Source organism: Stagnimonas sp. FW305-C-60, assembly GCF_058782965.1.
This window is the reverse complement of record NZ_JBYSYF010000002.1, coordinates 563,025-575,047: the sequence shown is the minus strand read 5'-3', so window position 1 is coordinate 575,047 and position 12,023 is coordinate 563,025. Positions and strand designations below refer to the sequence as shown.

The following is a 12,023-nucleotide window of genomic DNA, read 5'->3' as shown; positions in this document are numbered from 1 at the left end:
TTTCGGTGTGTTGAAGTGGGGCGCAGGATGAATAGCGGCGATGTGTCTGTAAAAGACTATGTAGATCGGATGATATTGTTGAAATGGAATATAAGAGCCATGCCGGCACTGCCGCAGAGTTGAGGTCTGCCGGGCGATGGATCAGCTGGTTTGCGGGTGGCTGAGGGTGAGCGAGCGCAGCGCCGGGCCATCGATCGCGCCTAGTCGCAGGTCGCTGGCGTCGCCATGGCTGAGGCTGAGCGCCAGGCCGAGTAGATGGCCGCCGTCGGGCAGGGGCGCGGCTTCCATCACCTCGCCGATAGCCTGATCGCCCTGGCCGCTGGCGTAGATGCTGGTACCGGGGTTGGCCAGCGCGTCGCAAACCGCGAGGTGCAGGCGCTGCTTGAGGCGGCCGAGATAGTGCACGCGGGCGACGATTTCCTGCCCCGGATAGCAGCCCTTGCTGAAACTGATGCCGCCGGCGAGATCGAGGTCCACGGTCTGTGGCACGAAATGCTCAACGGTTTCGCTGCGCACCACGGGGATTCCGGCCAGCAGTTCCGCCAGTCGCCATTGGCTCGGCGCCAGCGCCGTGACTGCGCCCAGCTCGGCCGCGACTGCCTGTAGACGTTCCGGCGTAGCGCGCAGCAGAAAGCGTGGCCAGACGCCGGGGCGGCGAGTGATCTGCAGGCCTTGCTGCCAACCGCAGGTCAGCGTCGCCTCGGGCGCGGGCAGGCCTAGCTGCTGCAAACGCTGCGCGGCGCCATGGCCGGCCAGCGCCAGGGCGGGCAGGGCGGCGCTGGCATCGCTCAAGCTCAGCTTGCTGCGCAGCACGTACAGGCGCAGGCGCTTGAGGCTGGCAGCCAGCAATTCGGCAGGCAGCTCCAGGCCGTAGCAGCCCTCGGCTCCCAACTGGGAGACGGTCAGTACCGCCAGCAGCCGGCCCTTGGCACTGCAATAGCCGCTGAGCTGCGCCTGGTCGGCGCCGAGCTGCGCGAGATCATTGCTGAGCTGGCCTTGCAGAAAAGACTTGGCCTCCGGGCCTTCGGCGCGAATCAGGCCCAGTTCCGGTAGCCAGCCCAAGGAAATCGCCGGAAAGGCGTCGAAAATTCCGTCGAGACCGGCGGGTGACACTGTAGAGGTCAGCGTGCTCATCAGGCCAAAGTCGTAGCGCTCAGGAGCGGCGCTTCATTGCGTGCAGGGCTGTGATTTTGTCACACTATGTTGATTCCCCAGCCCGCCGATTCTGCCCGCTCAAAGCCCAGACGTGTCCGCCAGCCCCGTTCGCATCCAGCCCCCCCAGCCCGCCCCTAAAGGCGACGCGGTCATCCGCCTTGATGACCTGCTGGCAAGCGAACACCGGGAGCAGGAGCCTCCGGCTCCGTCGGCGCACGACCGCATTGTCGAGCTGGGAGGCCGCCGTGACGGCCCCGATCCGACCCGCTATGGCGATTGGGAAAAAAACGGCCGCTGCATCGATTTCTAGCCGCACCTCCCCCTGACAATCACTTAGAGCAAGAGAGCCCATGAGCACTCCAGCAACAACGAGCAAGTCAGCCCCACAACGGCCGCTATCGCCGTTCATGATCGGGCCGTACTACAAGCCGCAGATGACCTCCATGCTCTCGATCACCCATCGCCTCACCGGCGTGGGCCTGAGCTTCGGCGCCTTGCTGCTGGTGGTCTGGCTGAGCTGCCTGGCCTCGGGCCCCGAGTGCTACGGGCTGATCGCGCCGCATCTCGCCGCCTGGTACGGCAAGCTGGTGATCTTCGCCTTCACCTGGTCGCTGCTCTATCACTTCTGCAACGGCATCCGGCACCTGATGTGGGATCTGGGCAAGGGCCTGGACATGCCCACCGCCGAGAAGACCGGCTTCGCCGTGATCTTCGCCTCGCTCGGCCTCGCCGCCGGCGTGTTCATTCTCACCCTGGTGTAAGCGGAGCCCGACCATGTCCTACCGTTCCCCACTCGGTCGCGCCCGCGGCCTCGGTTCCGCCAAGGAAGGCACCCACCATTTCTGGGTGCAGCGCGTCACCGCCGTCGCGCTCATTCCGCTGGTGCTCTGGTTTGTCTATTCGCTCGCGCAGTTGCCGTCCGGCAGCTATGAGGTCGTGCGCTGGTGGGTGCACGCGCCCTCGGTGGCCGTTGCCCTGGTGCTGTTCATCGCCTGCGCGCTTTACCACTCCATGCTCGGCGTGCAGGTGGTGATCGAGGACTACATCGCCGCCGACGGCACCAAGATCGTCGCGCTGCTGCTGTCCAAGTTCGTGCATGCCATCGCCGCGGTCACCGGCATCTTCGCAGTGCTGAAGATCGCGCTGGCCTGATCCTTACAAGAATCCGAGAACTCCCATGGCAGACGCTTCCTCCACCCCGACCAAGACCGGTCCGGCCTATGACATCGTCCACCACGAATACGACGTGGTGGTGGTTGGCGCCGGCGGCGCCGGCCTGCGCGCCACGCTCGGCCTCGCCGAAGCCGGCCTGAAGACCGCCAACATCACCAAGGTCTTCCCGACCCGCTCGCACACGGTGGCGGCGCAGGGCGGCATCTCCGCGGCGCTCGGCAACATGGGCGACGATTCCTGGCAGTGGCACATGTACGACACCGTCAAGGGTTCCGACTGGCTCGGCGACCAGGACGCCATCCAGTACATGTGCCGCGAGGCGATCCCCGCGATCATCGAGCTGGAACACTACGGCGTGCCGTTCTCGCGCACTCCGGAAGGCAAGATCTACCAGCGCCCCTTCGGTGGCATGACCACGCACTGGGGCAAGGGCACCGCGCAGCGCACCTGCGCCGCCGCCGACCGCACCGGCCACGCCATCCTGCACACGCTTTACCAGCAGTCGCTGAAGTGCAAGGCGCAGTTCTACATCGAGTACTTCGCCATCGACCTGATCATGGACGAGGACGGCTCCTGCAAGGGCGTGCTGGCCTGGGATATGAGCACCGGGCAGCTGCATCGCTTCCGCGCCCATCAGGTGATTCTCGCCACCGGCGGCTACGGCCGCGCCTACTTCTCCGCCACCTCGGCGCACACCTGCACCGGCGACGGCAATGCCATGGTCGCGCGTGCCGGCCTGCCGCTGCAGGACATGGAGTTCGTGCAGTTCCACCCGACCGGCATCTACGGCTCCGGCTGCCTCATCACCGAAGGCGCGCGCGGCGAGGGCGGCTACCTCACCAATTCCAAGGGCGAGCGCTTCATGGAGCGTTATGCGCCCAACCGCAAGGATCTCGCCTCGCGTGACGTGGTGTCGCGCTCGATGACGATGGAAATTCGCGAAGGCCGCGGCATCGGCGCCGAGGCCGACCACATCCACCTGCACCTCGAGCACCTGCCGCCGGAGATGCTGCACGCCAAGCTGCCGGGCATTTCCGAGTCCGCGAAGATCTTCGCGGGTGTGGACGTGACCAAGGAGCCGATCCCGGTCATCCCCACCGTGCACTACAACATGGGCGGCATCCCGACCCTGTACACGGGCGAGGTGGTGACGCTGAAGAGCGGCAACCCCGACACCGTGGTGCCCGGCCTGATGGCGGTCGGCGAAGCCGCCTGCGTGTCGGTGCATGGCGCCAACCGCCTGGGTTCCAACTCCCTGCTCGACCTCGTGGTGTTCGGCCGCGCCGCCGCCATCCAGGCCGCGAAGATCACGCCCAAGGGCCAGAACCACAAGCTGCTCAACGGCTCGCTCGGCGGCAAGAGCGAGGAGCAGGCGCTGGCCCGCCTCGACAAGCTGCGCCACGCCAACGGCAGCCGCAGCACCGCCGACCTGCGTCTGGAAATGCAGAAGACCATGCAGGGCCACGCCGCCGTGTTCCGCACCATCCCGTCGATGGAAGAGGGCTTGGCCAAGCTGCAGAAGACCTGCGCCGCGTTCAACGACGTGAAGGTGTCGGACCGCTCGATGATCTGGAACAGCGATCTGGTCGAGACCCTGGAACTCGACAACCTGCTGGCCAACGCCCTGCTCACCATCGCCTCCGGTGCCGCCCGCAAGGAAAGCCGTGGCGCCCATGCCCTCGACGATTTCACCGAGCGCGACGACGTCAACTGGATGAAGCACAGCCTGGCCTGGCGCACCTCCGACACTGAGGTGAAGCTCGACACCCGCCCGGTGCACACCTACACGCTCGACGACGAGATGCACTACGTCGAGCCCCAGAAGCGCGTTTATTGAAGCCGTGAGGCGATAGGGGTGAGGCGTGAGGCGAGAAGCCCCGCTCATCCCCGCCTCACTCCTCACCCCTCACGCCTCACGGAGCAAGCAATGGCCCAGTTCTCGCTGCCCAAGAATTCCACCATCGACAAGGCAGCCGGCAAGAGCTTCAAGTCGCCCGGCGCCAAGAAGCCGCGCAATTTCAAGATCTACCGCTACGACCCGGACACCGGCGCCAATCCGCGCGTGGACACCTACGAGGTGGACATGGCGGCCTGCGGTCCGATGGTCTTGGACGCGCTGATCAAGATCAAGAACGAAGTCGACCCGACGCTGACCTTCCGCCGCTCCTGCCGCGAGGGCATCTGCGGGTCCTGCGCGATGAACATCGACGGCACCAACACGCTGGCCTGCATCAAGGGCTGCGACGAGGTGTCTGGCGATGTCGCGATCTACCCGCTGCCGCACATGCCGGTGATCAAGGATCTGGTCCCGGACATGACCCACTTCTACGCCCAGCTCGCCTCCATCGAGCCCTGGCTGAAGACCGACACCCCGGCGCCGACCCGCGAGCGCCTGCAGAGCGAGGACGACCGCGCCAAGATCGACGGTCTGTACGAGTGCATCCTCTGCGCCTGCTGCTCGACCAGCTGCCCGAGCTACTGGTGGAACAGCGACCGCTACCTCGGCCCCGCGATCCTGCTGCAGGCCTACCGTTGGCTGATCGACAGCCGCGACGAGGCGACCGGCGAGCGTCTCGACGCGCTGGAAGATCCGTTCAAGCTGTACCGCTGCCACACCATCATGAATTGCACCAAGACCTGCCCCAAGGGTCTGAACCCGGCCAAGGCGATCGCCGAGACCAAGAAGATGATGGTGGAGCGCACGGTCTAAGCGCTTGAGCAGGCCGACCGCGGTGGAGCTGGATCTGGCGATCGGGTCGGCTCTGCAACTGCAATCCGCGGTCGGTGGCCCGACGCGCTACCAGGTGCGCCTGATCGGACTCTGTCCCGGGCGCAGTCTGCTGGTCACCGCGCCCGAGCAGGAAGGGCGTCCGGTGGCGTTCATGCAGGACGAACCGCTGGTGGTCCGGACCTTTGTCGGCACCAATGCCATCGGCTTCAAGACTACGCTGCTGAAGTACGCCACACAGCCGTATCGCTATTTGCATCTGGCCTATCCCACGGAGGTGCAGAACGTGCAGGTCCGTGGCGCGCCGCGTCTGGCCCTGCGGCTGCCGGTGCGCCTGTTCCCCGCCGATGGCGGCGAACTGCAGGGTGCCCTGGGGGACCTTGGCTCGCGCGGCGCCATGGTGGAGCTTGAGGGCGGAGCTTTGCGGCCGGGGCAGAGCCTGCGCCTGTCCTTCGTGCTGGATTTTCCCGACCTCGACGCGCAGACACTGGAGCTGACCGCGGTGATCCGCAATGCCGAAAATCCCGAGCCGGGCGCCACGCGCCGTCGCTACGGGCTGGAGTTCCAGTCAGTGCCGACGCTCGCGGCGCTGGCCTTGCGGGCGTATCTCGGGGGCTATCTGGCCGGCCAGCCATCGGCTCATCAGGACGACGCGTCATGACCGACGAGCGCCGTATCGCCTGGCTGCTGCGCCGGGGCATGAAGGAGCTGGACGTCATGTTTGGCCGCTACTACCAGCACCGTTATCCGGTTGCGCCGGCGGCCGAGCGGGCAGCGTTTCTGGCGCTGCTCGACGGGCCGCAGGAGCCGGACATCTACGCCTGGGCCATGGGCTTCGAGGAGCCGCCCGCCGAATTCGCCGAGGTCATCCTTGAGTTTCGAAACTACCGTTGATGTTTCGCTGCGGCCCTCGCTGAAACTGCTTAAGTGGCTGTCGACGCTGCACGTGCTGCCATTGGCGCTGATTCCCTTCGCCATGCAGCCGGGCCTGCCCATGGCGCTGCTGATCGCGGCTTTGGCGCTGAGCTGGTTCTCACTGCGTCGGCACGCCGTGTTCGGCTTCGGTCGGCGGGCGCTGCGGCGGCTGGTCTGGCAGGCCGACGGCCGCTGGAGTGTTTACGAGGCCGCCGACCGGCCGCTGGCGGCCGAATTGGAGGCGGGGAGTCTGCGCCATCCGCGATTGCTGCTGCTGCGTTTCCGGCTCGATGGCGGTGGCCATCGCACGCGTCTGATCGGCGGTGACGAGGCCGATCCGGAGCTGTTGAGGCGATTGCGCGCGCGGCTGAGTACGGCGGATTGAGCGTTCCGCGCCGGGCAAGCCGGCGCGGCGTTCGCGGCGTGGATTGCCATTCAAGGCAATCCACGACAGCCCCACTCACGTGTCCGAAAACGGCGAATGCGGATCACGGCCACGCCTACACTGGCGGCGATGAAACTCGATCTCGCCAGCTGCCACCAAGCCTTGCAGGCCCGCGACGCGCGCTTTGACGGTCGTTTCTACGTCGGCGTCAGCAGCACCGGCATCTACTGCCGGCCGGTGTGTCCGGCACGTACGCCGCGCGCCGCCAATTGCGACTTCTTTCCACACGCCGCCGCTGCCGAGCGCGCCGGCTACCGGCCCTGCCTGCGCTGCCGGCCGGAGCTCGCGCCCGGCCTGGCGCCGATGGACGCGCCGGACCGGCTCGCGCGGCAGGCCTGCGCGCGCATCGAGGCGGGTGCGCTGGATGCCGCGAGTTTGGAGGCGCTCGCCGCCGAACTGGGCATCAGCGAGCGCCATCTGCGCCGCGTCGTCGAGGACGCGACCGGCGCCTCGCCGGTGGATCTCGCGCAGACCCGGCGCCTGCTGCTCGCCAAGCAGTTGCTGACCGATACCGCGCTGCCGATGGCGGTGGTCGCGCAGACGGCCGGCTTCGGCAGCCTGCGCCGCTTCAATCATCTGTTCCAGTCGCGCTACGGCCTGGCGCCCGGAGGCCTGCGCAAGGCCGCGCCGGAACGGGCGGCGGAAGCCGTGCCGGACAGCATCGAGCTGCGCCTGGCCTATCGCCCGCCGCTGGCCTGGCCGGCGCTGCTGGACTTCCTCACCGGCCGCGGCGCCGCCGGGGTCGAGGCGGCACTCGGCGAGCGCTATCTGCGCACCGCCTGCGTCGAAGGCCAGCGTGGCTGGCTCGCGGTGCGGCCGGATGCCGAGGCGGCGCGGCCGCAGCTGCGGGTGCAGCTCAGCGCCAGCCTGCTGCCGGTGCTCGGCCCCACCTTGCAGCGCCTGCGTCGGCTGTTCGACCTGGATGCCAATCCCGAGGTGATCGCCAGCCAGTTGGCGCGCGACCCGCGACTGGCGCCGCTGCTGCAGGCGACCCCGGGGCTACGGGTGCCCGGCGCCTTCGATGGATTCGAGCTGGCGCTGCGCGCGGTGCTCGGTCAGCAGGTGACGGTGAAGGCGGCGACCACCCTGTTCGGCCGCTTTGCCGCCCGTTACGGCGAGCCGGCGCAGACGCCCTTCCCCGAGCTGCGCTATCACGCGCCGACCGCCGAGCGAGTGGCCGAGGCGTCACGGCAGGCGCTGATCGAACTGGGCCTGACCAGCCGTCGCGCCGACACCGTGCAGCGTCTGGCGCAGGCGATGGCCGAGGGCCGCCTGCGCCTGGAGCCGGGGGGCGACCCCGAGGCGACGCTGGCGGCCATGCAGGAATTGCCCGGCATCGGCCCCTGGACCGCGCACTATGTGGCGATGCGCGCGCTCGGCTGGCCCGACGCCTTTCCGGACGGCGACCTCGGCCTGCTGAAGGCGGTCGCCGCGCCGAATGCCCGCGCCCTGCGCGCCGCCGCAGAGGCCTGGCGGCCCTGGCGGGCGTATGCGGCCATCCATTTCTGGCGCTCGCTGGCCTCCGGTGGCTGAGCGGCGCTTTGCTCCTTCCCTCGCTTGCGGGGGAAGGCCGGGATGGGGGCGTTGCTCGCCAGAGTGCGCGACGCTGGAACGCCCCCACCCCAACCCTCCCCCGCAGGCGGGGGAGGGGGTTTCGGTAGTTAAATTGGAGTTGCAATGACCATCTACACCACCATCACCAGCCCGGTCGGCGAGCTGACGCTGTCCGCCGTCGGCGGGCGCCTGAACGGCCTGCTGTTCGAGGACAACCGCTATCCGCCCGACCGCGAGGGCTGGCGCCGCGACGACGCCGATCCGGTGCTGCTGGCGGCCCGCCGTCAGCTGGAGGAGTACTTCGCGGGCAGCCGAAAGGATTTCCAGCTGGCGCTGACCTCGAAGGGCACCGAGTTCCAGCAGAAGGTCTGGGCGGCGCTGCTGGAAATCCCGTTCGGCGAAACCCGCAGCTACGGCGAGCAGGCCAGACGGATTGGCGACCACAAGGCGGTGCGTGCGGTCGGCCTCGCCAACGGCAAGAACCCGATACCCATCATCGTGCCCTGCCACCGGGTGATCGGCGCCGACGGCTCCATGACCGGTTTCGGCGGCGGCATCGAGCGCAAGAAGTGGCTGCTGGCGCACGAGGCGCGCTTCCGCAGCAAGACGCTGTTCGATTGAGGTCGGCAATGAACATCCACATTGCCCCTTTGCCGGCCGCCTTCCTGCGCCGTACCCGCGAGCAGGGTCTGGATGATCTGGCTCAGCCGGTCGAGCGCCTGATCGCCGAGGGCGGCGAGCCCTGCCGCGATGTGCTGCGCCGCGCCCGTTCGGGCGAGGCGATCTTGCTGGCCAGCCACTCGCCGTTCTCGCGGCCGGGGCCGTTCCGCGAGTTCGGGCCAATCTACCTGCTGGCCGAGGCCAGCGATGAGTTCGTCGGCCGCCAGCAGCTGCCCTTGCCGCGCGGCGCAGCCACCGACTACTTCCGCGAGAGTCTGGTGCTGCGCGCCTACTCGGCCGAGGAGCGCATCGTCGACGCCAGGCTGGTGGATGCCCGCGTCGCCGAGGCGGCCGTTGCCGAGCTGTTGCGGCGTGCCGACGTCGCGTTTCTGCAGGCGCGGTTTCCTACCTACGGCTGCTTCTCCTGCCGCATCGACCGCGCCGCCTGAGTGCGCCGCCTCGCGGCTAGGCGGCGGGCGGGATGTTGGGTGCGCTCGTTGACCTGGCGCGGTAGCTCGGTCTCAATCCGCTGGGCAGACCTTGCTGGTGAGCGGCGGCTGTGGCCGCTGTGCTCGGGTCTCCAGCCGGCGGCTGTAGAGGGCGACGGCGAAGGCCGCCAGCGGCACCAGGGCGCCGACCAGGGCAGGGCGGCCAGGCCTAAGCCCTGGTCGATGACCTCGCCGCCCAGCCAGGCGCCCAGGGCATTGCCGAGGTTGAAGGCGCCGATGTTGAAGCTGGAGGCCAGGCTCTGGCCGGCGCCGCCGGCTTTCTCCAGCACCCACATCTGCAAGGGCGGCACGGTGGCGAAGGAGGCGGAGCCGAGCAGTGCCACGAACAGCACGGTCAGCCACTGGCTGTGCAGCGCGAAGCTCATCAGGCCCATCACCAGCGCCAGCAGCAGGCTGCCGAGCAGGGTCGGCATCAGCTGGCGGTCGGCGAGCTTGCCGCCGATCAGATTACCGACCACCAGACCGAGGACATCCATGTGCTCTACGTCGGCCACTAGCGACTGGCGGAACGGGTGCGTGCCTTCGTGGATTTTCTCGCCGAGCGTGTCGCGGTCAGCGAGTGAGCCGCAGGCGGCTCAATGGCTGGGCGTGAGCACCGTCGGTTCGGCCTTGGGCAGCGTCTGCGGATAGTCCAGGGTGTAGTGCAGGCCGCGCGACTCCTTGCGCAGCATTGCCGAGCGCACGATCAGTTCGGCGCAGACCACCAGGTTGCGCAGCTCCACCAGATGCGCGGTGATCTTGTAGTGGCCGTAGTAGTCCTGGATCTCCTGCTGCAGCAGCTCGATGCGGTGCAGGGCGCGTTCCAGACGCTTGGTGGTGCGGACGATGCCGACGTAGTCCCACATGAAGGTGCGCAATTCCAGCCAGTTGTGGCTGACCACCACGTCCTCGTCGGAGTCGGTGACCCGGCTGGCGTCCCACTGCCGCAGCGCCGGCGGCGGCGGGCGCTTGGATAGCGTCTGTTCGATGTCCTCGGCGGCCGCCTCGGCGAAGGCCAGGCATTCCAGCAGCGAGTTGGAGGCCAGGCGGTTGGCGCCGTGCAGACCGGTGCAGGCGACCTCGCCGATGGCGTAGAGGCCGTCGACATCGGTGCGCGCCTTCAGATCAGTTATCACGCCGCCGCAGGTGAAATGCGCCGAGGGCACCACCGGGATCGGCTCCTTGGTGATGTTGAGCCCCAGCTCCAGGCAGTGCGCGTAGATGGTGGGGAAGTGCTCCTTGATGAAGGCCGCCGGCAGATGGGTGACGTCGAGGTGCACATGGCGCAGGCCCAGGCGCTTCATCTCGTGGTCGATGGCGCGGGCGACGACGTCGCGCGGCGCCAGCTCGGCGCGCGAATCGAAGCGCGGCATGAAGCGCTCGCCGGTGGTGGGAATGCGCAGATAGCCGCCCTCGCCACGCAGGGCCTCGGTGAGCAGGAAGCTGCGCGAGTCCTTGTGGTACAGGCAGGTCGGGTGGAACTGCATGAATTCCATGTTCGCCACCCGGCAGCCGGCGCGCCAGGCCATGGCGATACCGTCGCCGGAGGCGCCGAAGGGGTTGCTCGAATACAGGTAGACCTGGTTGGCGCCGCCGGTGCACAGGGCCACGGTCTTGGCGCCGATCGCCTCGACCTCGCCGCTGTCACGATCGAAGAGGTAAGCGCCGTGGGCGCGCTTGGCGGCGCGGTCGACGATTAACTCCACCACCACCGCGCGCTCGCGAACGGTGATGTTGGGATGGTGCGCGGCCAGTGAGGCGAGGGTGGTTTCCACCGCGCGGCCGGTGGCGTCGGCAGCGTGCACGACGCGGCGGTGGCTGTGGCCGCCTTCGCGGGTCAGGTGCAAAGGCCGCTGCTTGCCCTCCTCGTCGCGGGTGAACTGCACGCCCTGCGCCAGGAGCCAGCGGATGCAGCCCGGTCCGCGTTCGACGGTGAAGCGCACCGCCTCCTCGTCGCAGAGGCCGCCGCCGGCGACCAGGGTGTCGCGCACGTGGTTTTCCAGCGAGTCGTTCTCGTCCAGCACCGCCGAGATACCACCCTGCGCCCAGAGCGTCGAGCCGGATTCGAGCTTGCTCTTGGAGACCAGCATCACCGAGCGACCCTTCTGCGCCAGCCGCAGCGCCAGTGAAAGGCCGGCAGCGCCGCTGCCGAGTACCAGCACGTCGTAGGGAGTTGCGGAGCTGCTCGGTGCGGAGGGCATGTTCAAACTTGCTAGACTTCAAGCTCAATTGAGGACGCGCAGTTTGCGCGTCGGCGAATTTCGGGAGTTTAGCGCGGCAGAGCCGGTCGATTTCAGACCGCCGCCGGGTCCAGGCATGAGCGAGGAAGGCGTAGACGAGCAGCTGGTGGCCAGGGCCCAGGCGGGCGACATGCGCGCCTTCGAGCTCCTGGTGCGCAAGTACCAGCACAAGATCGTGCAACTGGTCAGCCGCCTGGTTGGCGATGGTGACGCCCCCGATGTCGCGCAGGAAACCTTCATCCGCGCCTGGCGCGCATTGAAGGGCTTCCAGGGCAACAGCGCCTTCTACACCTGGCTGTACCGCATCGGCATCAACACCGCCAAGAACCACCTGGTGTCGCGCTCGCGGCGGCCGGCCGATCGCGACATCGACATCTCCGATGCGGAACTCTACGGGCATACCGAGCAACTAAGCGATGGCGATACGCCGGAAGCGATGGCCCTGTCCGAGGAGATCAAGGAAAAGGTCGCGGAAACCATCGCCAAGCTGCCGCCCGATCTGCGTACGGCCATCAGCCTGCGCGAGCTGGAAGGTCTGTCCTACGAAGAAATCGCCGAGGCCATGGACTGCCCGATCGGCACGGTCCGCTCCCGCATCTTCCGCGCCCGCGAGGCTATCGACGCGGTGCTGGCACCGCTATTGGACTAGCCATGCGTAACCGTCC

General features: G+C 67.9%; 15 protein-coding genes. 12 read left to right on the top strand and 3 right to left on the bottom strand.

Annotation, left to right across the window (positions count from 1 at the left end; all coding sequences use genetic code 11):
- Positions 1-141 precede the first annotated feature (141 nt).
- Complete coding sequence (gene ygfZ, locus AC3WT6_RS09560) at positions 142-1,134, bottom strand: CAF17-like 4Fe-4S cluster assembly/insertion protein YgfZ (RefSeq protein ID WP_492653345.1); 993 nt, start codon at positions 1,132-1,134, stop codon at positions 142-144.
- Positions 1,135-1,246: 112 nt separating this feature from the next.
- Here ygfZ and AC3WT6_RS09555 point away from each other — a divergent pair, with 112 nt between their 5' ends.
- The 11 genes from AC3WT6_RS09555 to AC3WT6_RS09505 all read left to right on the top strand — a co-directional run bounded on the left by AC3WT6_RS09555 (position 1,247) and on the right by AC3WT6_RS09505 (position 9,079).
- Positions 1,247-1,465 carry a DUF1674 domain-containing protein gene (locus AC3WT6_RS09555; RefSeq protein WP_492653344.1) on the top strand — a complete coding sequence of 73 codons (219 nt, stop codon included), beginning with the start codon at positions 1,247-1,249 and terminating at the stop codon, positions 1,463-1,465.
- 40 nt (positions 1,466-1,505) lie between these two features.
- Complete coding sequence (gene sdhC, locus AC3WT6_RS09550; protein WP_492653343.1) at positions 1,506-1,916, top strand: succinate dehydrogenase, cytochrome b556 subunit; 411 nt, start codon at positions 1,506-1,508, stop codon at positions 1,914-1,916.
- Between the two features lie 13 nt (positions 1,917-1,929).
- Positions 1,930-2,307 (top strand): succinate dehydrogenase, hydrophobic membrane anchor protein, encoded by a 378-nt coding sequence (gene sdhD, locus AC3WT6_RS09545; RefSeq protein ID WP_492653342.1) that lies wholly within the window; start codon positions 1,930-1,932, stop codon positions 2,305-2,307.
- A 25-nt stretch (positions 2,308-2,332) separates the two neighbouring features.
- Entirely contained in the window at positions 2,333-4,165 is a 1,833-nt protein-coding gene (gene sdhA, locus AC3WT6_RS09540; protein ID WP_492653341.1) for a succinate dehydrogenase flavoprotein subunit, read from the top strand.
- 90 nt (positions 4,166-4,255) lie between these two features.
- Positions 4,256-5,038: a succinate dehydrogenase iron-sulfur subunit gene (locus AC3WT6_RS09535; protein ID WP_492653340.1), complete on the top strand. Its 783-nt coding sequence runs from the start codon at positions 4,256-4,258 to the stop codon at positions 5,036-5,038.
- 4 nt (positions 5,039-5,042) lie between these two features.
- Positions 5,043-5,717, top strand: a complete 675-nt coding sequence (locus tag AC3WT6_RS09530; protein WP_492653339.1) for a flagellar brake protein — start codon at positions 5,043-5,045, stop codon at positions 5,715-5,717.
- Positions 5,714-5,950, top strand: a complete 237-nt coding sequence (locus tag AC3WT6_RS09525) for an FAD assembly factor SdhE (RefSeq protein ID WP_492653338.1) — start codon at positions 5,714-5,716, stop codon at positions 5,948-5,950. The genes AC3WT6_RS09530 and AC3WT6_RS09525 overlap by 4 nt, the downstream gene beginning before the upstream one ends.
- Complete coding sequence (locus AC3WT6_RS09520; RefSeq protein ID WP_492653337.1) at positions 5,928-6,356, top strand: protein YgfX; 429 nt, start codon at positions 5,928-5,930, stop codon at positions 6,354-6,356. Before AC3WT6_RS09525 ends, AC3WT6_RS09520 begins: the two co-directional genes overlap by 23 nt.
- A gap of 129 nt (positions 6,357-6,485) precedes the next feature.
- Complete coding sequence (locus tag AC3WT6_RS09515) at positions 6,486-7,949, top strand: AlkA N-terminal domain-containing protein (RefSeq protein ID WP_492653336.1); 1,464 nt, start codon at positions 6,486-6,488, stop codon at positions 7,947-7,949.
- A gap of 144 nt (positions 7,950-8,093) precedes the next feature.
- Positions 8,094-8,591 carry a methylated-DNA--[protein]-cysteine S-methyltransferase gene (locus AC3WT6_RS09510; RefSeq protein ID WP_492653335.1) on the top strand — a complete coding sequence of 166 codons (498 nt, stop codon included), beginning with the start codon at positions 8,094-8,096 and terminating at the stop codon, positions 8,589-8,591.
- 8 nt (positions 8,592-8,599) lie between these two features.
- The gene (locus AC3WT6_RS09505) at positions 8,600-9,079 is read left to right on the top strand and encodes a DUF1203 domain-containing protein (RefSeq protein WP_492653334.1); all 480 of its coding nucleotides are present in this window, start codon (positions 8,600-8,602) and stop codon (positions 9,077-9,079) included.
- On the opposite strand, the gene AC3WT6_RS09500 is transcribed toward AC3WT6_RS09505, so the two are convergent.
- Positions 9,040-9,615: an MFS transporter gene (locus AC3WT6_RS09500; RefSeq protein ID WP_492653333.1), complete on the bottom strand. Its 576-nt coding sequence runs from the start codon at positions 9,613-9,615 to the stop codon at positions 9,040-9,042. The two genes, AC3WT6_RS09505 and AC3WT6_RS09500, sit on opposite strands and share 40 nt — an antisense overlap.
- A gap of 99 nt (positions 9,616-9,714) precedes the next feature.
- Entirely contained in the window at positions 9,715-11,319 is a 1,605-nt protein-coding gene (nadB, locus tag AC3WT6_RS09495) for an L-aspartate oxidase (RefSeq protein ID WP_492653332.1), read from the bottom strand.
- 115 nt (positions 11,320-11,434) lie between these two features.
- Between nadB and rpoE the strand changes: the two genes are divergently transcribed.
- A complete protein-coding gene (gene rpoE, locus AC3WT6_RS09490; protein WP_492653331.1) occupies positions 11,435-12,007 on the top strand; it encodes an RNA polymerase sigma factor RpoE in 573 nt (190 codons plus the stop codon).
- Positions 12,008-12,023 lie beyond the last annotated feature (16 nt).

Coding starts and splice junctions, on each gene's coding strand:
- AC3WT6_RS09500 (WP_492653333.1), bottom strand. CDS start 9,615: ATGGATGTCCTCGGTCTGGTGGTCGGTAATCTGATCGGCGGCAAGCTC.
- AC3WT6_RS09505 (WP_492653334.1), top strand. CDS start 8,600: ATGAACATCCACATTGCCCCTTTGCCGGCCGCCTTCCTGCGCCGTACC.
- AC3WT6_RS09510 (WP_492653335.1), top strand. CDS start 8,094: ATGACCATCTACACCACCATCACCAGCCCGGTCGGCGAGCTGACGCTG.
- sdhD (WP_492653342.1), top strand. CDS start 1,930: ATGTCCTACCGTTCCCCACTCGGTCGCGCCCGCGGCCTCGGTTCCGCC.
- rpoE (WP_492653331.1), top strand. CDS start 11,435: ATGAGCGAGGAAGGCGTAGACGAGCAGCTGGTGGCCAGGGCCCAGGCG.
- AC3WT6_RS09525 (WP_492653338.1), top strand. CDS start 5,714: ATGACCGACGAGCGCCGTATCGCCTGGCTGCTGCGCCGGGGCATGAAG.
- AC3WT6_RS09515 (WP_492653336.1), top strand. CDS start 6,486: ATGAAACTCGATCTCGCCAGCTGCCACCAAGCCTTGCAGGCCCGCGAC.
- nadB (WP_492653332.1), bottom strand. CDS start 11,319: ATGCCCTCCGCACCGAGCAGCTCCGCAACTCCCTACGACGTGCTGGTA.
- sdhC (WP_492653343.1), top strand. CDS start 1,506: ATGAGCACTCCAGCAACAACGAGCAAGTCAGCCCCACAACGGCCGCTA.
- sdhA (WP_492653341.1), top strand. CDS start 2,333: ATGGCAGACGCTTCCTCCACCCCGACCAAGACCGGTCCGGCCTATGAC.
- ygfZ (WP_492653345.1), bottom strand. CDS start 1,134: ATGAGCACGCTGACCTCTACAGTGTCACCCGCCGGTCTCGACGGAATT.
- AC3WT6_RS09535 (WP_492653340.1), top strand. CDS start 4,256: ATGGCCCAGTTCTCGCTGCCCAAGAATTCCACCATCGACAAGGCAGCC.